At 74.6% G+C, this 16,604-nt stretch carries 14 protein-coding genes; 4 read left to right on the top strand and 10 right to left on the bottom strand.

Features of this window, described 5'->3' with window-relative positions; translation table 11 throughout:
- Positions 1-67 precede the first annotated feature (67 nt).
- The 3 genes from SCA03_RS23760 to SCA03_RS23750 form a co-directional block, all read right to left on the bottom strand.
- Positions 68-1,504: an ArsA family ATPase gene (locus SCA03_RS23760; RefSeq protein ID WP_086818112.1), complete on the bottom strand. Its 1,437-nt coding sequence runs from the start codon at positions 1,502-1,504 to the stop codon at positions 68-70.
- 83 nt (positions 1,505-1,587) lie between these two features.
- Entirely contained in the window at positions 1,588-2,064 is a 477-nt protein-coding gene (locus SCA03_RS23755; protein WP_030881776.1) for an SRPBCC family protein, read from the bottom strand.
- 220 nt (positions 2,065-2,284) lie between these two features.
- Positions 2,285-3,046 (bottom strand): metallophosphoesterase family protein, encoded by a 762-nt coding sequence (locus tag SCA03_RS23750; RefSeq protein ID WP_030881773.1) that lies wholly within the window; start codon positions 3,044-3,046, stop codon positions 2,285-2,287.
- Between the two features lie 321 nt (positions 3,047-3,367).
- On the opposite strand from SCA03_RS23750, the gene SCA03_RS23745 reads away from it, so the two are divergent.
- Entirely contained in the window at positions 3,368-5,200 is a 1,833-nt protein-coding gene (locus tag SCA03_RS23745) for an AMP-dependent synthetase/ligase (RefSeq protein ID WP_086818111.1), read from the top strand.
- A 57-nt stretch (positions 5,201-5,257) separates the two neighbouring features.
- Here the strand turns inward: SCA03_RS23745 and SCA03_RS23740 are convergent, their stop codons facing one another.
- The gene (locus SCA03_RS23740; protein WP_086818110.1) at positions 5,258-6,211 is read right to left on the bottom strand and encodes an LLM class flavin-dependent oxidoreductase; all 954 of its coding nucleotides are present in this window, start codon (positions 6,209-6,211) and stop codon (positions 5,258-5,260) included.
- A gap of 139 nt (positions 6,212-6,350) precedes the next feature.
- Entirely contained in the window at positions 6,351-7,505 is a 1,155-nt protein-coding gene (locus SCA03_RS23735; RefSeq protein WP_030887433.1) for a glycosyltransferase family 4 protein, read from the bottom strand.
- 238 nt (positions 7,506-7,743) lie between these two features.
- Here SCA03_RS23735 and SCA03_RS23725 point away from each other — a divergent pair, with 238 nt between their 5' ends.
- Entirely contained in the window at positions 7,744-9,279 is a 1,536-nt protein-coding gene (locus tag SCA03_RS23725; protein WP_141275640.1) for a glycosyltransferase 87 family protein, read from the top strand.
- 27 nt (positions 9,280-9,306) lie between these two features.
- Here SCA03_RS23725 and SCA03_RS23720 read toward each other — a convergent pair whose 3' ends face one another.
- The 5 genes from SCA03_RS23720 to SCA03_RS23700 form a co-directional block, all read right to left on the bottom strand.
- The gene (locus SCA03_RS23720; RefSeq protein WP_230988875.1) at positions 9,307-10,635 is read right to left on the bottom strand and encodes a Cif family virulence factor; all 1,329 of its coding nucleotides are present in this window, start codon (positions 10,633-10,635) and stop codon (positions 9,307-9,309) included.
- An 83-nt stretch (positions 10,636-10,718) separates the two neighbouring features.
- The gene (locus SCA03_RS23715; protein ID WP_230988874.1) at positions 10,719-11,780 is read right to left on the bottom strand and encodes a C40 family peptidase; all 1,062 of its coding nucleotides are present in this window, start codon (positions 11,778-11,780) and stop codon (positions 10,719-10,721) included.
- A gap of 226 nt (positions 11,781-12,006) precedes the next feature.
- Positions 12,007-13,038 carry a C40 family peptidase gene (locus SCA03_RS23710; protein WP_030881753.1) on the bottom strand — a complete coding sequence of 344 codons (1,032 nt, stop codon included), beginning with the start codon at positions 13,036-13,038 and terminating at the stop codon, positions 12,007-12,009.
- Between the two features lie 316 nt (positions 13,039-13,354).
- Positions 13,355-14,656, bottom strand: a complete 1,302-nt coding sequence (locus SCA03_RS23705; RefSeq protein WP_030881750.1) for an NYN domain-containing protein — start codon at positions 14,654-14,656, stop codon at positions 13,355-13,357.
- A gap of 261 nt (positions 14,657-14,917) precedes the next feature.
- Positions 14,918-15,157, bottom strand: coding sequence for a hypothetical protein (locus SCA03_RS23700; RefSeq protein WP_030881749.1), 240 nt, complete (start codon positions 15,155-15,157; stop codon positions 14,918-14,920).
- A 411-nt stretch (positions 15,158-15,568) separates the two neighbouring features.
- Here SCA03_RS23700 and SCA03_RS23695 point away from each other — a divergent pair, with 411 nt between their 5' ends.
- Both SCA03_RS23695 and SCA03_RS23690 read left to right on the top strand, forming a co-directional pair.
- Positions 15,569-16,267 carry a rhomboid family intramembrane serine protease gene (locus SCA03_RS23695; RefSeq protein ID WP_030881746.1) on the top strand — a complete coding sequence of 233 codons (699 nt, stop codon included), beginning with the start codon at positions 15,569-15,571 and terminating at the stop codon, positions 16,265-16,267.
- Positions 16,264-16,545: an Lrp/AsnC family transcriptional regulator gene (locus tag SCA03_RS23690; RefSeq protein ID WP_030881743.1), complete on the top strand. Its 282-nt coding sequence runs from the start codon at positions 16,264-16,266 to the stop codon at positions 16,543-16,545. The genes SCA03_RS23695 and SCA03_RS23690 overlap by 4 nt, the downstream gene beginning before the upstream one ends.
- Positions 16,546-16,604: the final 59 nt, after the last annotated feature.

The raw sequence follows: 16,604 nt of genomic DNA, 5'->3' as shown, positions 1-16,604 counted from the left end.
CGGTCTCTCCGGTCTCCCCCGACGTTACCCGAACGGGCGAACCGCGCGGAGGCGTGCGGCGGCCGGATCAGGAACCCGTACCGTCCGTGCGCGGCCACAGCTGGGGGTCCGGGGTGAAGCGGACCCGCAGGGTGCCGTCCGTCAGGCCCGCGCCGGACACCCGGCAGCGGCGCAGCGCGGCCGGCAGCGGCAGCACCCGCCGGTAGGGGCCGACACCGACGGTCAACACCTCGCCACGGCGGACGAGTTGCAGCTCCTCGCGGACGGCGCCCGGCAGCGGCAGATGCCACACCAGCAGGCCGTCCTCGGCGAGCCGGTCCTCCACCCAGCCCTGCGGCACGTCGTCGGCCGCCGCGTAGACCCGTCCGGTGCGCGGCGGGGGCCCGGGCTCGACCCCGTGCGCGGCGGCGCTGCGGGCGGCGCGGGCCAGCGCCGTGAGGTCGTCGGCGCCCCGCGGGTCGCGCCCCAGGTGCGGCAGTTCGCACAGCGGGACGTCCAGCGCGGCGCACTCCTCGCGCAGCCGGGCGAGGGTCTCCTGCTGGCGGCCGGAGAGCCCGGACAGCCAGCTGTCGGCCGACCCGACCGGTACCAGCCGGTTGACGATCACGGATTCCAGGCGCAGCCCGTGCAGCCTGGCCCCGGCGAGAGCGGTGCGCAGTTCGTCGGCGGCGAGCGGGCCGGGCTCGGTCACCAGCCGGACGACGGTGCGCGGGGCGCCCAGAACGCGCTCGGTCCCGGCGAGTTCGCCGCTCCAGCGGGTCGTCGTCTCGTACAGCCACTGGGCCGGCATGGGCGCGCCGGCGAGCTGGGCGAGCACGGGGCGCAGCGAGCGGGCGGTCTGCCGTTCCGGCGGCACGAGGCGGGTCAGCCAGCGGCGCGTCTGCTCGGGCAGGACGAGCAGATTGAGCCCGTCCGGCAGCGGCGGCAGATCCGCGACGACGATATCGACGCCGTCGAAGCCGTCCGGGGCCTCCGCGCCGTGTGCGCTCCCCGCGCCGTCCGCGTACCCGGTGCCGCCTCGGTGCGCGGTGCGCAGGGCGTGCAGCAGTGCGGGGCCCGCCGTGCCGGGGAGCTGGGTCAGCTCGTCCTCGTCCAGGGGGACGGCGCCGAGGAGGTCCAGTGCGGCCTTGCCCCGCTCCTGGAGCTGGACGGCGCGGGTGCGGAACTCCTGCCCGGCGTCGACACGCAGCAGCCACAGGCCGGGTATGCCCGGCACGGCGCGGGGGACGCCGGGCTCGTCCGCCGAGCCGGCCCGCTCGGGGGCCTCGTGGCCGAGGAGGCCGGCCAGCCGGGCGGCGGGCTCGGGGCTGACCAGCAGGACGCGGTGGCCGAGTCCGGCCGCGGCGCAGGCGGTGGCGGCGGCCACGGTGGTGCGCCCGCTGCCGCCTGCGCCGGTGACCAGCACGGTGTGCGGGCCGTCCACGGTGCCGTCGCCGGTGTCGGCCTCCGCCGCGCTGCCGGCGCCCTCGGTCTTGTCGGCGTTGTCGGCGGTGTCGGCCGGCATCTGCTCCCGCTCCTGACCCCGCTGGGGGGCTCGTTCGTCGTGCGGGCGCGGGCCCGCGGGCTCCTCCGGGGCGCTCCGGCCGGTCAGTTGGCCTCTCCCCGGCCCTCGGCGGTCTCGCCGCCGCCTTCCTCGACGCGCTTGCGGAGGCCGTCCAGCGCACGGTCGATGATGACCTTCTCGGCCTTGCGCTTGATCATGCCGAGCATCGGGATCTTGACGTCGACGGTCAGCTGGTACATGACCTCGGTGCGCGCCCCGCCGTCGACCGGTGTGAGGCGGTACACGCCGTCGAGCGAGCGCAGCATCTGGGACTTCACCAGGGACCAGCGCACCTCGTGCTCGTCCGGCCACTCGTAGGCGAGGGTGTGCTCGTCCTTGATCGCGCCGGCGTCCAGCAGCAGGCGCACCTGGGCGGCGCGGCCCCGCTCGTCCTCTTCGAGGACCTCGGCCTCCTTCACCTCGCCTGCCCACTCGGGGTAGCGCGGGAAGTCGGAGATCACCTTCATCACAGCGCCGGGTGCTGCGTCGACGGTGATCGTGGAGCTGGTGTGTTCCGCCATCGAGTGGCCCTCCGATGTGCCCGTTTTCCGTGTGCCGCCGCCGGCGGTCGCCCGCCCGGGACGCTGTCCCGGCTTCCCCCTCGGCCCGGTGGCGGCGGTGAGCTTCCGAGGGGCCCGGCGGACCGCCGCGGCCCGCCGCAGGAAGGCTACCCCGCGCCTGTGCGGGCGCGTCCGGCGCGGTCGGCGGGCGCACCCGCCGGGCGCGCGGGGCCCGGGCCCGTCACCACTCCAGGACCCAGGGCGTGCCCGTGGCGTTGAAGTGGCCGACGTTGACGCACTCGGTCGGCCCGATCCGCATCCGGCGCGCCAGCGGCTGATGGACGTGGCCGAAGAAGTGGTAGCGCGGGCGCAGTTCGTGGACGGCGTCCAGCAGTGCGGTGCTGCCGCGCTCGAAGCGGCGGGCGACGACGTCGTAGCACAGGTCCGGCACCTCGGGCGGGATGTGGGTGCACAGGACGTCGACCGGGCCGAGCGCGGCGATCTTCTCGGCGTAGGTCTCGTCGTCGATCTCGTAGGGGGTGCGCATCGGGGTGCGCAGGCCGCCGCCGACGAAGCCGAAGCGCAGCCCGCCGATGTCCACGGCCTCGCCGTCCAGGACGGTCGTACCGGGTCCGGCGTACTCGGGCCACAGCGACGGCACATCGACGTTGCCGTAGGTGGCGTAGGTGGGGGTGGGGAAGGCGGCGAACAGTTCGGCGTACTGGCGGCGCACGGCCTCCTCGGTCACGGAGTCGCGGTCCACGCCCGCCCACAGCCGGCGGGAGAGCGCGCGGGCCTCGGTGAAGCGGCGTGCGGTGCGCAGTTCGACGATCCGGTCGGCGTTCTCGACGCCGAACAGCTCGGGGAAGATGCCGCGGGAGTGGTCGGCGTAGTCGAGGAAGAGGACCAGATCGCCGAGGCAGACCAGCGCGTCCGCGCCCTCCCCCGCCTTCGCGAGATCCCGGCTGTTGCCGTGGACGTCGCTCACCACATGCACACGCATGGGCCCAGCCTAGGTCGTGGTGCGGCCGTCCGGGGACGATCGGGAACGTTCGTGCGGGCACCGGCCGGGCGGCCGGGATCCCCGCGCGCGATTCCTTGTTCCCGAACGGCTGGACTACGCTGCGATTGAGCCCTCTTTGCGAGAGTTCCGCCGTGTGACGCACAAGACATCTCGGCGTTCCCCTCTACCCCGCGGCCCATACCCGTGGGTAACGTCCGGGCCGTCATTCCGGGGCCCCGCAGCGGCCCCGACCGAGGCAAGCGAGCCAAGGGAGGCCGCCTCGACGGCCCCCGTCCTTGGTGCCGACGAGGAGCAGCAGTCTTGCGCGAGTTCAGCCTTCCGGCCCTCTACGAAGTTCCCGCCGACGGAAACCTGACGGACCTGATCCGCCGCAACGCGGCGCAGCACCCGGATCTGCCCGTCGTGGGCCGCAAGCGGAACGGCCGGTGGGAGGACCTGACCGCTGCCGAGTTCCTCGCCGAGGTACGGGCCGCGGCCAAGGGGCTGATCGCCGCCGGGATCGAGCCGGGCGACCGGGTGGGCCTGATGTCGCGCACCCGCTACGAGTGGACGCTGCTGGACTTCGCCATCTGGAGCGCCGGCGCTGTCACCGTCCCCGTGTACGAGACGAGTTCGCCCGAGCAGATCTCCTGGATCCTCGGCGACTCCGGCGCCACCGCCTGCCTCGTGGAGACCGCCGCGCACGCCGCCGCCGTCGACTCCGTGCGCGACCGGCTGCCCAGCCTGGCGCACGTCTGGCAGATCGACGAGGACGAGCCGGGCGACGGGCAGCAGGAGGGGAGCGGACAGGGCGCGGTGGCCCGACTCACCGAGCAGGGCGCCTCGATCAGCGACACAACGGTCGAGGACCGCAGCTCGGTGGCCGACGCCGACTCCCCCGCCACCATCGTCTACACCTCCGGCACCACCGGCCGCCCCAAGGGCTGTGTGCTCACCCACCGCAGCTTCTTCGCCGAGTGCGGCAACGTCGTCGAGCGGCTGCGGCCGATGTTCCGGCCCGGCGAGGGCTCCGTGCTGCTGTTCCTGCCCGTCGCGCACGTCTTCGGGCGGCTGGTGCAGGTCGCCGCCGTCATGGCGCCCATCAAGCTCGGGCACGTCAGCGACCTCAAGACGCTCACCGACGAACTCGGCGCGTTCCGGCCCACGATGGTGCTGGGCGTGCCGCGCGTCTTCGAGAAGGTCTTCAACGCGGCCCGCGCCCAGGCCGTGGCGGGCGGCAAGGGCGGCATCTTCGACAAGGCCGCCGCCGTCGCCGGCGCGTACAGCCGCGCCCTGGACACCTCCGCCGGGCCGTCGCTCGGGCTGCGGCTCAAACACAAGGTCTTCGACAAGCTCGTCTACAGCAAGCTGCGCGCCGTCCTCGGCGGCCGGGCCACCCACGCCATCTCCGGCGGCGCCCCGCTCGGCGCGCACCTGGGCCACTTCTTCCGCGGCATCGGCTTCACCGTCCTGGAGGGCTACGGGCTGACCGAGTCCTGCGCGGCCACCGCCTTCAACCCCTACGACCGGCCGAAGATCGGCACCGTCGGACAGCCGCTGCCCGGCTCCGTCATCCGGATCGACGACGACGGCGAGGTACTGCTGCACGGGGAGCACCTGTTCACCGGCTACTGGAACAACCAGCAGGCCACCGACGACGCCCTGTCCGACGGCTGGTTCCACACCGGCGACCTCGGCTCCCTGGACGTCGACGGCTATCTGTCGATCACCGGGCGCAAGAAGGAGATCCTGGTGACGGCCGCGGGCAAGAACGTCGCGCCCGCGGTCATCGAGGACCGGATCCGCTCGCACGCGCTGGTGGCCGAGTGCATGGTCGTCGGCGACGGCCGCCCGTTCATCGGCGCGCTGCTCACCGTCGACGAGGAGTTCCTGCCGCGCTGGGCCGCCGAGCACGGCAAGACGGGGCTCAGCCACGCGGAGCTGCTGGCGGACGACGAGCTGCACGCCGCGCTCCAGCGGGCCGTGGACGACGGCAACACCCTTGTCTCCCGCGCCGAGTCGGTGCGCAAGTTCCGCGTACTCGACCACCAGTTCACCGAGGAGTCCGGGCACATCACCCCCTCGCTGAAACTGAAGCGGGCCGTCGTCGCCAAGGACTTCGCCGACGAGATCGAGGCGATCTACTCGGCCTGACCCGGCGCGGGCGCCCGGCCCCGGCGGCGGCGCGCGGCCGGGCACCCGCCGGGTACGTCAGCGCTCCAGCCCCGGCAGGACGTCGGCGGCCACGGTGTCGAGCACGTCCTCGCTGCCCGCGAAGACGCCTTCGGCACGCGGCCACGGTGCGACGACGTCGGTGAACCCCAACTCCCCCGCCCGTCCGAGGAATTCCGCGTACAGGGAGGCGGACCCCAGCGAGAAGACGGGTGCCCCGTCGGTCTGGAGGAAGCGGCGGACCTGCGCACGCGGGCGGCCCCGGCGCTCCAGCGCCGCGTCGAAGCGCTCGGACAGCTCGGCGAGGGAGGCCCACCAGGACTCCAGATCGTCCCGGTTCGTCCCCGTCGTGATCCAGCCCTCGCCGTACCGGGCCGCGACATCCATCGCCTTGGGCCCGTTGGCGGCGACCACGAACGGCAGCCGGGGCGCGCGGACACAGCCCGGCCCGTTCCGTGCGCCCTCGGCGGTGTAGTAAGTGCCGTGCCAGTCGGCGCCGTCGGTGGTGAGGAGCGTGTCGAGCAGCCCGGTGAACTCCGCGAAGCGCGCCGCGCGGGAGCCGTCCGGGCCGACGGGCGCGATCCGGCCGGGATCACCGGAGCCGCCGGAGCCTCCCGAGCCGCCGGAGCCGCCGGAGCCGCCGGAGCCTCCGAAAACATCGTGGTCGTAGCGGCCCGGGCCGCCGCCCGCGCCGAGGCCGAGGGTGAACCTGCCCCGCGAGATGTCGTCCAGCGCGGTCAACTCCCGGGCGAACGGCACGGGATGACGGAAGGCGGGGGTGGCCACGAGGAGGCCCAGTTCGATGCGGGACGTCGCCAGGGCGGCCGCGGTCACCGTCGGGACGGAGCCGAACCACGGCCCGTCGACCAGCTCCCGCCAGCCGAGATGGTCGAACGTCCAGGCGTGGGCGAAGCCGTACTCCTCCGCCCGTCGCCATCGGCCCTCGGCCTCGCTCCACGGGTACTCGGGGAGGATCGTGATGCCTGCGCGCATGCTGCGGCTCCTGTGGGTCACGGGACATGGCTCACAGCAGCGTGCCGCACGACAGGGCGCGGCGCACCGGGATATGCCGTCGGCCCCGCCCCCTGAACCGCCGCCGGGGACGGGCCGGAACCGCGGTGCGCGCCGGCGCTCAGCCCGCGGGGGCCAGCAGTTCGCGGAGCTTTCCGGCCAGCAGATCCCAGCGCCACTGCTCCTCGACCCAGCCGCGGCCCCGCGCGCCCATGCGCTCACGCAGCGCCGGATCGCGCAGCAGCTCCACGAGGCGGTCGGCGGTCTCGGCCGGACGGCCGCCGGGCACCACCCAGCCCGTCTCACCGTCGAGCACCGCGTCGGGCGCCCCGCCGGAGTCGCCCGCGACGACGGGCAGCCCGGTGGCCGAGGCCTCCAGATAGACGATGCCCAGACCCTCGACATCGAGCCCGCCGCGCCGCGTCCGGCACGGCATGGCGAACACGTCACCGGCGCCGAAGTGCGCGGGCAGCTCCTCCCATTCCACCGGCCCGGTGAAGCGGACGGAGTCCGTCAGCCCCCGGGAGGCGGCGAGCTTCTCCAGATCGGCGCGGTAGGGCCCGCCGCCGACGATCAGCAGCACCGCGTCCGGCACCGCACGCAGCACCCGGGGCATCGCCTCGATGAGCGTGTCCTGGCCCTTGCGGCGCACCAGCCGGGAGACGCACACGATCACCGGCCGGTCCGTCAGCCCCAGCCGCGCGCGGACGGCCGCGCCCCCGGAGCCCGGATGGAACGTCTTCTCGTCGACGCCGGGCGGGAGTTGCACCATGCGGGCCGCCGCCTGCGGCGTCAGCGCCCCGGCGATCCGGGAGCGGGTGTACTCGCCGAGGTAGGTGAGCGTGTCGGTGCCCTCGCCGATCCTGCGCAGCAGCTGCCGCGCGGCCGGGAGCTGGGCCCAGCCGGCCTCGTGCCCGTGCGTGGTCGCCACCAGCCGCTCGGCTCCGGCCCTGCGCAGCGCCGGAGCCATCAGCCCCAGCGGCGCGGCGGCGCCGAACCACACGGCGCGGCAGCCGTGTTCCCGCAGCAGGCCCACGGCACGCCTGGTCACGCGCGCGGTGGGCAGCAGCATCGTCGTACGGTCGCGGACGACGGTGAAGGGCTGCTCGGCGTCGAAGGCCGCGGTGGCCTCGGCGCCTTCCCGGCCGCGCTTCCAGGTGGAGGCGTAGACGACGACCCGGGACGGGTCCAGGCGCAGCGCCATGCTGTGCAGGAACGCCTGGATGCCGCCGGGCCGCGGCGGGAAGTCGTTGGTGACGATCAGGGTCTTGTCCATCGCCGCCGACAGTACCCCGGACGGATTCGGGGCGGCCCGGGGCTCCCGTGGCAGGCTGCGGGGTGGACGCCGGCGGGCACCGGGCGGAGACCCCACCGGCACCACGGCGGAAGCACAGCAGAAGCACGGCGGAAGCACAGCAGCACGACGGCAGCACGGCAGCACGGCAGCACGACGGCACAGCAGCACGACGGCACGACAGCACGACGGCACGGCAGCAGACGACGAAGGGGCAGGTGTGCGAGGCAGGGCGAGGACGACCGGTGGGGCGGGCCCCCTGCTGACCTGGGCGGCGAGCCGCACCCTGGTGCTGCTGTACGTCTTCAAGGTGTTCACGCTGCCCGGCGGGCTGGACGTCACCACCGACGTCTCGGTGATCTACCAGGGCTGGTTCCGCACCCTGGCCGAGGGCGTCTTCCCCGCCGACGACGTCACCTGGCAGTACCCGCCCGCCGCCGCGCTCGCGATCCTCTCCCCCGCGCTGCTGACCGTGACCGGACTGCTCGACTACGCGCCCGCTTTCTCCGTGCTGGCGTGCGCGGCCGACGCCCTCGTCCTGGTCCTGCTGCTGTACGCGAGCCGGGCGGGCAGCACCGCGCGGACGGGCACGCACCGGCGGACACCCCGGCGGGCGGACACCCCGGAGGAGGCCCGCCGGGACGCACCGCGGGGAACGGTCGGCGCGGACGGAACGGACGGAGCCGCGCGGGCCGCCGATGCCGCCGGGTCCGCAGCGGACGGCAGCGGAAACGGTACGGCGGGGCGGCGGCGCTCCCGGGCCGGTGCCTGGCTGTGGATCGCGGGCGTCCCGCTGCTGGGCCCGACGGTCTACGCCCGCTACGACCTCATGGTCACGGCACTGGCCGTGGCCGCGCTGCTGGCCGCTGCCCGGCATCCGCGTACGGCCGGGGCGCTGGCGGGGCTCGGCGCGATGGTCAAGGTGTGGCCGGCGCTGCTGCTGCTCGGCACCCCGCGCAGCCGGACCGGACGCACCGTGTGGACGGCCGCGCTGGTCACGGCCGCCGCCCTCACCGCCGGTTTCGCGCTGACGATGCCGCACGCGCTCGACTTCCTCACCGCGCAGGGCGGCCGGGGCACCGAGGTCGAGTCCGTGCCCGCGCTGGCGCTGCACCTCGCCCGGCTGCTGGCCGGATGGGAGGGCACGGTCGAACTCCGGTACGGCTCCATGGAGTTCATCGGTCCCGGTGTGTGGCTGGTGAGCGACGCCGCGCTGGCGCTGACCGTGCTGGGCTTCGGCTGGCTGCTGCTGTGGCGGCTGCGCGCCCGCACCTGGACGCCGGGCACCCTCGCACACGCCGCGTTCGCCGCCGTGCTGGTCTTCACCACCACGAGCCGGGTGCTCAGCCCGCAGTACCTGGTGTGGCTGGTGGGGCTCGCGGCCGTCTGCCTCGCGGTGCGGGCCGCCGGGCAGGCGCTCCCGGCGGGGCTGGTGCTCGTGGCGACGGGCCTGACGCTGCTGGAGTTCCCCGTCGGCTTCTCCCATGTCGTCGGCAGCGACCTCACCGGCGTCACGCTGCTGCTCGCCCGCAACGGACTGCTGGTGGCCGCCACCTTCCTGTGCTGCGCACGCCTGTGGCGCTCGACGGTGCCCCGCGGAAGCCGCCTGCGGCACGGCGGCGGGGACGAGCACGCGGACGGTGCCGGGAGCGAAGACGGAGGCGGGGACGGGACCGGGAGCGGGGACGGCGGCGGGGCCGTGGCGGACGGGCGGGCCCGGCCGACGGGCTCCGGGGACGAGCTGCTCACCTGGTGAGCGCCGCCCCGGGCGGTCCCGCCCCGCTCAGGCCCGCAGTTCCTCGACGACGTAGGCACGCCAGCGCGCGGTGAACTCGCCCGTGCTCACACCGAGCACCGAGCGCAGCGCGGCGGCGGTGGCCGAGCCGTCGTCGGCGTCGGCACCGGCCCCGGCGGAGCCGTCGTCCCCGGAGTCGTCGTCCCCGCGGTGGCGGCCGGCCGCCTCGTAGAACGCGGTCAGCTTCTCGGCGCCCCAGTCCCGGGCGATCAGCCGGCAGGCCAGCCAGCCTCCCTCGTAGGCGTAGGCGAGCTGCCGTGCGTCGTTGCCGAAGCGGAAGTCGCGGTCCGTCGGCAGGGAGCGCAGAGCCGGATGGCGGTCGCCCTTCTCGTCGACGGCGGCGGCGAGTTCGGGCGCCAGCTCCCGGGGGCGCTGCTGCGAGGTCCGGTTGCCCGCCAGGTCGGCGAAGCCCTCGGACAGCCACATCGGCGTGGCCGGCGTCGTCTCCTCACGGGTGGCGACATGGGTGGCCTCGTGGGTGACCACCACCTGGCGGCCCTCCTCGCTGAGTTCCGCGTACGCCTGCGGGTTGATCAGGATCCGGTCGGCCGGCCCGTCCCCGTCGGCGCCCTCTCCGGTGCCCTCCTCGCCGGTGGTGACGGCCGCGATGCCCTCGTAGCTGCCGGCGGGCGCGCTCAGCATCCGCGCCATGTCCCCGACCGAGGAGGGCGCCTCCAGCACCAGCCGGCGGGACCAGGAGCCGGGCCAGGTGCGGCCGACGGCGGGCACGGCGCGGTCGGCCACCCGGGCCAGCGCCCGCATCCCCGCCTCGTCCCGGCCCACGCCGAGGACCAGGCTGTGGCGACCGCGCCGGACGGACATCGCGCCCTGCTCCCACAGCTGCTGTGCGCTGCCGGACGCCTCCCCGGCCAGCCGCCAGGCGCCGCCCCTGCGCACGAAGCGGAAGCGTTCGCGGTCCTCGGTCGTGGTGCGGTCGTAGCCGGCGAGGCGGTAGCGCAGCGTGGCCTCGACGGTGGCGCGGTCGCCGCTCCGGGCCCGCCGCACCGCCGTCGTGCGGTAGGACCACTCCGCCAGCGGGAGACGCCGCAGATTGCGGAAGACCTGCCGCCGCTCGCCGCGCGCCCCGGCGTCCCGGGTGTCGAAGGTGGCGAGGTAGGCGTGCTCGTCGCCGTCGCGCACGGCCGCCGCCTGCCGGTCGAGGACCTTCTGGACAGCGGCCCGTTCGGCGTTCCGTCCCGTGCAGCCGCCCGCGCAGCAGACGAGGGCGAGCGCCGCGCACAGCGCCCGCCCGGTCGCCGGGGTGGGGCGGGCACGCGAGGATCCGTCGCTCCGCGCTCGCCGGTTCAGCACGCGCACACCGGTGATCGTAACGGCGCCGGGCCGGGCCGGACGCGGCGCCTCCCGCCGCCCGGTGGCGTCCCGGCCCGCGCCCCGCGGGGTCAGGGCCGGGTGACGGCGGAGACGGGCATCATGCCGACCGGGTCGTAGCGCACCGAGGCGCCGGGGTGCGGCGCGTGCACGACCTGGCCGCCGCCCACGTACATCCCGACATGGCTGGCGTCGTCCCGGTAGATGACGAGATCGCCCGGACGGGCTTCGGAGAGCGGGACCTGGCGGCCCGCCGAACGCTGCGCCTGCGAGGTGCGCGGAATGGCGGTGCCCGCCTTGCCGTAGGCCCACTGGGTGAGCCCGGAGCAGTCGAAGGAGCTGGGGCCCGACGCGCCCCACACATAGGGGGAGCCGACGGCCGACTTGGCGGCGGCGACGGCTGCCGCGGCGCGGCCGGACGAGGCGGAAGCACCGCTCGGCACGGGCGACTTCGCCTTCTTGCCGTGGCCCCGGTCGCCGTCGCGGGAGGCGCGCTCGCGGCGCTCGTCGGCCGTGAGGGAGTTGAGCAGCCGACGGGCCGCGGCGAGCTTCTTGCGGACGTCCTTCTTGTGCTCCCGCAGGGTGTGCTGGAGGGAGTCGAGCCGGGCGAGCTTACCCGCCGCCTCGCTCCGCTCCTGGGCCAGGCCGCGCTGGGCCGCGCGCAACTGGCCGAGCCGGAGGGCCTGGCGGCTGCCGATGCGGTCCAGCGCCGCGGCCTTCTCCAGATAGCTGTCCGGGTCCTCGGTGAGGATCAGGGCGACGGAGGGGTCGATCGCGCCGGCGCGGTACTGCGCGCCGGCGACGCCGCCGAGCGCGTCCCGCAGCCGGTTGACCCGGGACTGGCCGCGGGCGACGCGCTCCTGGGCGTGCTCGACCTGGCGGCGCAGGGCGCCGGCCCGCTCGGCGACGCCGTTGTACTTCTCCGTGGCGCGCTCGGCCTGCTCGTAGAGGCCGTCGATACGGGAATTGACGGAGGCGGCGGTCGGCTTCTCGTCGGCGGGCTCGGCACCCGCGGGCATCGCCGGGGTGAGCGCTGCCGCGGCTCCGGCCGCTGCGGCCGACAGCACGGTGACCCTGGTCGGCCAGGGATGCGACGACGGCGAGGGCCGTCGGTGAGACCTGTGCGATGCCACGGGAGGACGTGCTCCTTCTGCTGGGCGGACTGCGCCCGCAGAATGTAGCCGCGCCCACACAGCGCTCCAAGAACCGTACGCCGCAGGGAAATCGGCCACCGTGGTCGGTGGATTCCCCTGCGGCGCAGGTCACCGGGCGGGCGTGGGGGTCACCTGGCCCGCGCCGGTTTCACTCGGACGATGGATGTTTACCGTTCATCGCACTGCCTGGTGATCGGGCCGACGGTCAGCCGACGCGCGCCCCGAACTGGAAGGGCATGTTGCCCATCGACTCGAAGCGCACGCCCGCGCCGGGCTTCGGCGCGTGCAGCACCTGGCCGTTGCCGGCGTAGAAGCCCACGTGGTGCAGGTCGCTGTAGAAGAACACCAGGTCGCCGGGCTTGAGTTGGCTCTGGCTGGAGATGCGCGTACCGGCGTTGGCCTGGGCCTGGGAGGTACGCGGCAGCGAGACGCCGGCCTGCTGGTAGGCCCAGGAGGTCAGGCCGGAGCAGTCGAAGGAGCTGGGGCCGGTGGCGCCCCAGACGTAGGGGCTGCCGATCTTGCCCTTGGCCGCGGCGAGGGCGGCGGCGGCCCGCTGCGAGGAGGAGGCGTCGTTGCCCAGGTCCACGCGCTCGCTGGAGTTGCGGTCGGCGCGCTTCTGCTTGGCCTCCATCTTCTGGCGCTCCTTGGCGCCGATGGAGTTGAGCAGCGACTGGGCCTCGGACAGCTTGCCCTGGATCTTGCTCTTCTTCTCGGCCAGCTCCTTGCGGGTGCTGGAGAGGTCCTTGAGCTTGCCGCTGGCTTCCTTGCGCTGCTGGGCGAGGGCGCGCTGCTTGCTCTGGATCTTCTTGAGCGCCTCGGCCTGCTTGCTGCTGAGCTGGTCCATGGCCGAGGCCCGGTCCAGGTAGTTGTCCGGGTCCGAGGAGAGGAAGAGCTGGACGGAGGGGTCGATGCCGCCGGAGCGGTACTGCGCGGTGGCCATCGAACCGAGGTTGTCGCGCATCTTGTTGAGGTCTTCCTGACCGCGCGCGACGCTGTCCTGCAGGTTCTCGACCTGCTTTTGCAGCTTGCCGTGCTTCTCCTTGACGCCGTTGTACTTCTCGGTGGCCGACTCCGCGTCCTCGTAGAGCTTGTCGACCTTCTCCTTGACGTCCTTCTTGGAGGGCTGCGGGTCGGCGTGCGCCGCCTGCGAGGTGAGGGCCACGGCAGCCGCGGCGGTCATGGTGAAGACGCTGACACGTGCGCGGCTCGGCTGCTTGGGACGACGGTGGGACGCCACTGGGGCGAGCTCCTTCTTCCTCAGCCGCCTGCCGGGCGGTCAACTCCGGCTCCGTTCACCGGGCATGGGCGATCCCGGCGAGCGGCACTAGGCGGTCCTCCGCTGTCACCCCGGATAGGTGATCAACCGAGCGAAGGTTCGGGCCAGACATTAGCCATGCGTCACTGATCGGATCAAATCCCTCGGCCAAAAAGCCTGCACCACAAGCGCATTCTTTACCCGGCGGGCCCAGCGGTCCCCGAACGCGGGCCGGTCGGCCCTCCCGGTCCCGGCCGCGGGAGCGGCTCCGGGCCCCGCCGCGTGCACAGGGCCGGGGTCAGGTGCGGGAGAGCCGCCTGAGCAGCAGCGCGGAGGCCACCGGCCGGGCGCCCGCCGCGGCACAGCCGTCGGCGACCTCGCGGTCGGAGGAGACCACCACCACCGGCCGGCCCGGCGGTTCGGCACGCACCAGTCGGCGGATCAACTCGTCCGCGGTCTGGCCCGGTTGGGAGAAGAGCACCCGCACCCCGCGCGGCGGGGCCAGCAGCACCGGCGCGGCCAGCTCGGCGCCGTCGAAGACGCAGGTGACCTCGGCGCCCGACTGGGCGGCCAGCACGGCCAGCCCGCCCAGCAGCCGCAGCCGCTGCTTCTCCAGCGGCAGCGCGGGATAGCCGGTCTTGGTGACGTTGTAGCCGTCGACGACCAGATGGGCCTGCGGCAGCGCCAGCAACTGGTCCAGCAGCGCCGGGTCCGTCTCCGACAGGGCGCGCGCCGCCACGTCCTTCGGCGACATCCGGCCGGGCTCGACGGCCTCCACCGTGTCCGCCGGACGCGACTGCGCGGGCGGCAGCGCCAGCTCACGGCGCAGCCCCTGCGCGGCGTCCAGCACCGTGTCCAGCAGCAGCCGGACGCGCATGTCCTCCACGCTGCGCCCCTCGCGGGCCGAGCGGCGGGCGGACTCCAGCGCCGATTCGGCCTCCGCCAGCCGGGACTTCAGCCGCCGGGCCTCGCCGTCGGCGGCCGCCTTGTCCGCGCTCGCCGCGCTCCGCACGGAGTCCAGTTCGGCCTGGAGCTTGCGGACGGCGGCCTCGCCGCGCCGCACATCGGCCTGCGCGCTGCGCAGCTTGCGGTGTGTGCCCTCCAGCTCCTTGCGCAGCGAGGCGGTCTCCTGCCGGGCCCGCTCGGCCTCGTCACGGGCCGCCTGCCGGGCCTGGGCCAACTCCTCGCGCAGCCGGGCCAGCTCGCGCTGGGCCTCCTCGCCGGCGCGTTCGGCCTGCGCCCGCTGGGCCTCCTCGCCGGCGGCGGCGACGAGCTTCGCCCAGCCGGCCGGGCGCAGCACATAGGCGACGGCCGCCACGTCGACCGGGTCGGCCGCCGGGGGCGGCGCGCCCTCCTCGACGGCACCGCACAGGTCGGGGAGCTGTTCGCGCAGCCGCAGGGCGATCCGGCTGCGGAAGACGGGGTCGTTCTCCAGCCCGGCGGCCATGGCGTTGCCGCCGAACTTGGCCCGCCGTGCCGGGGTGAACCGGGCGTACTGGCGGACGGGCGCGGGCAGTTCCGCGATCGTCAGGCCGCCGAGCGCGTCCGAGGTGAGGGCGACGACGCGGCGGCGCACCTTCTCGGGCAGCGGACGGTCCAGGCCCTCGTCCCCCGGCCCGGCGTCCTGCCCGGCGGCGGCGCCGCGGCCCTCGGCCGCGGCGCCCGCCCCGGTGTCCCGGCCGGCGCCGTCCCCGTCAGCGCCGTGCCGGTCACCGATGTGCTCGTCCTGGGTGTGCCGGTCCTCGCCTGCCGGCGCGGGGTCCCGGCCGGGGGCCGCTTCCGCGGGGCCGGCCGCACCGGGCCGCTCGCCCTCGTCGCCGCCCGTCCGTTCCTCCACCGGTCACACCTGCCGTTCGTCCGCTCACACCTGTGCGCCCGGCCGGTCCACCAGCTCGACCTCGTCCACGGCATCGCACCAGCGGCAGCGCACGGACTCGATGCTCTCACTGAGCACGTCGCACTCCTCCACCGTCGGGGCACCGCCCAGGTCCAGATGGACGTACTCCACCACCTTGCTGGAACGGGTCACGTCGAAGCGGGTCAGATTGCCGCACAGGGTGCAGCGCCAGCGGGTGCCGTCCGTGGGGGCGGGAACCGTCATCGTCTCGTCCTCTTCTCGTCGGTGTTCCGTCGGTCGTCTTCCGTCGGCGTCCGTCGGCCTCCGTCGTGATGCGGCGACGCGGCGTTCCCGTGCGGGCTGCCGTGCCGTGCGCGGCGGTTGCCGCGCGCCGTGCTCCGCGTACTCCGATGCCGTGCGGCATGCCGTGGTGCTCCGTACAGCTGCGCCCGCCGCCCACGGGGGCGGGCGCGACGGGCGCGGGCCTCGTAGCGAGGTCCTTCCCGTACGACTGTCCGGTTCGAAGCGGCTGCACACACGGCCGCGCGCTCCGGCCCGGGGGTGGGGCCGCGGATACGGCTCGTGCACAGGGGTACTTTCCGCCAACCCTACGGCCTGAAGACGACCACGTGTGTCGGGGAGTGGGCACCGTCACCGAGCCGCCATGATCCCCGCATGGACGGCACCGACCGCACCCGGCCCGTGGTGACCTACGCGCTCATCGGTTCCTGCTTCCTGCTGTTCGCGGTGGGGCCCGCCTCCGGCCTCGCCACGGGCGGCTCCGGCGCTGCGCTGCGCGCGGCGCAGGACGCCTGGTTCGGGCGGTGGGGCGTGGTGCCGCGGGAGCTGTTCGGCGGCGGGCCGCGCGCGCTGGTCACCCCGCTGACGGCGCTGTTCCTGCACAGCACCTGGCTGCATCTGGCCGGGAACCTGCTGTTCCTGTTCGTCTTCGGGGACATGGTCGAACGGCGCATGGGGCGGCTCAGATTCGCCGTCTTCTATCTGGCCACCGGCTACGCCGCGATGCTCTGCTACGCCGCCTCGCACCCCGGCTCCGGCGAGACGCTGGTGGGCGCCTCGGGCGCGGTCTCGGCCGTGCTCGGCGCCTTTCTGCGGCTGTTCCCGCGCGCCCGGGTCACCAGCGTCTTCCCCTTTCTCCTCTTCCTCCCGCTGCGCTTCCCCGCCTGGGCCGTGCTGCTGTTCTGGCTGACGCTCCAGTGGCTGGCGGTACGGCGCGACGCGGACGGTCCGGGGGTCGCCTACCTGGCGCATGTGGCGGGCTTCACCCTGGGGTTCCTGGCCGCCTGGCGGCAGGACCGCCGGGCTAGAGTGACCGGGCCAGCGCCCGCGCCCGAGGGAGAGACACCGTCGTGATCACTTCGATCGTGCTCATCAACACCAGCACCGACCGCATCCCGGAGATCGCCGAGCAGATCGCCGCGCTGGAGGGTGTGAGCGAGGTGTACTCCGTGACGGGCGCGCACGACCTGATCGCGATGGTGCGGGTCGCCCGGCACGACGATCTGGCCGATGTCATCCCGGGCCGGATCAGCAAGGTGCCCGGCGTCGAGTCGACCGAGACGCACATCGCGTTCCGCACCTACTCGCAGCACGATCTGGAGACCGCGTTCGCCATCGGCCTGGACGCCTGAGCCCGGCACACGGCGACCCGGCACACGGCGACCCGGCGCGGAAGGCACGGCCGAGCACC

This window comes from Streptomyces cacaoi (assembly GCF_006539165.1).
Classification (GTDB): Bacteria; Actinomycetota; Actinomycetes; order Streptomycetales; family Streptomycetaceae; genus Streptomyces; species Streptomyces cacaoi.
This window is presented reverse-complemented; position numbering and strand designations above follow the sequence as displayed.

Excerpts from the sequence above, each read along its gene's own strand:
- SCA03_RS23760 (WP_086818112.1), bottom strand. The coding sequence starts at position 1,504 with ATGCCGGCCGACACCGCCGACAACGCCGACAAGACCGAGGGCGCCGGC.
- SCA03_RS23695 (WP_030881746.1), top strand. The coding sequence starts at position 15,569 with ATGGACGGCACCGACCGCACCCGGCCCGTGGTGACCTACGCGCTCATC.
- SCA03_RS23740 (WP_086818110.1), bottom strand. The coding sequence starts at position 6,211 with ATGCGCGCAGGCATCACGATCCTCCCCGAGTACCCGTGGAGCGAGGCC.
- SCA03_RS23700 (WP_030881749.1), bottom strand. The coding sequence starts at position 15,157 with ATGACGGTTCCCGCCCCCACGGACGGCACCCGCTGGCGCTGCACCCTG.
- SCA03_RS23755 (WP_030881776.1), bottom strand. The coding sequence starts at position 2,064 with ATGGCGGAACACACCAGCTCCACGATCACCGTCGACGCAGCACCCGGC.
- SCA03_RS23750 (WP_030881773.1), bottom strand. The coding sequence starts at position 3,046 with ATGCGTGTGCATGTGGTGAGCGACGTCCACGGCAACAGCCGGGATCTC.
- SCA03_RS23735 (WP_030887433.1), bottom strand. The coding sequence starts at position 7,505 with ATGGACAAGACCCTGATCGTCACCAACGACTTCCCGCCGCGGCCCGGC.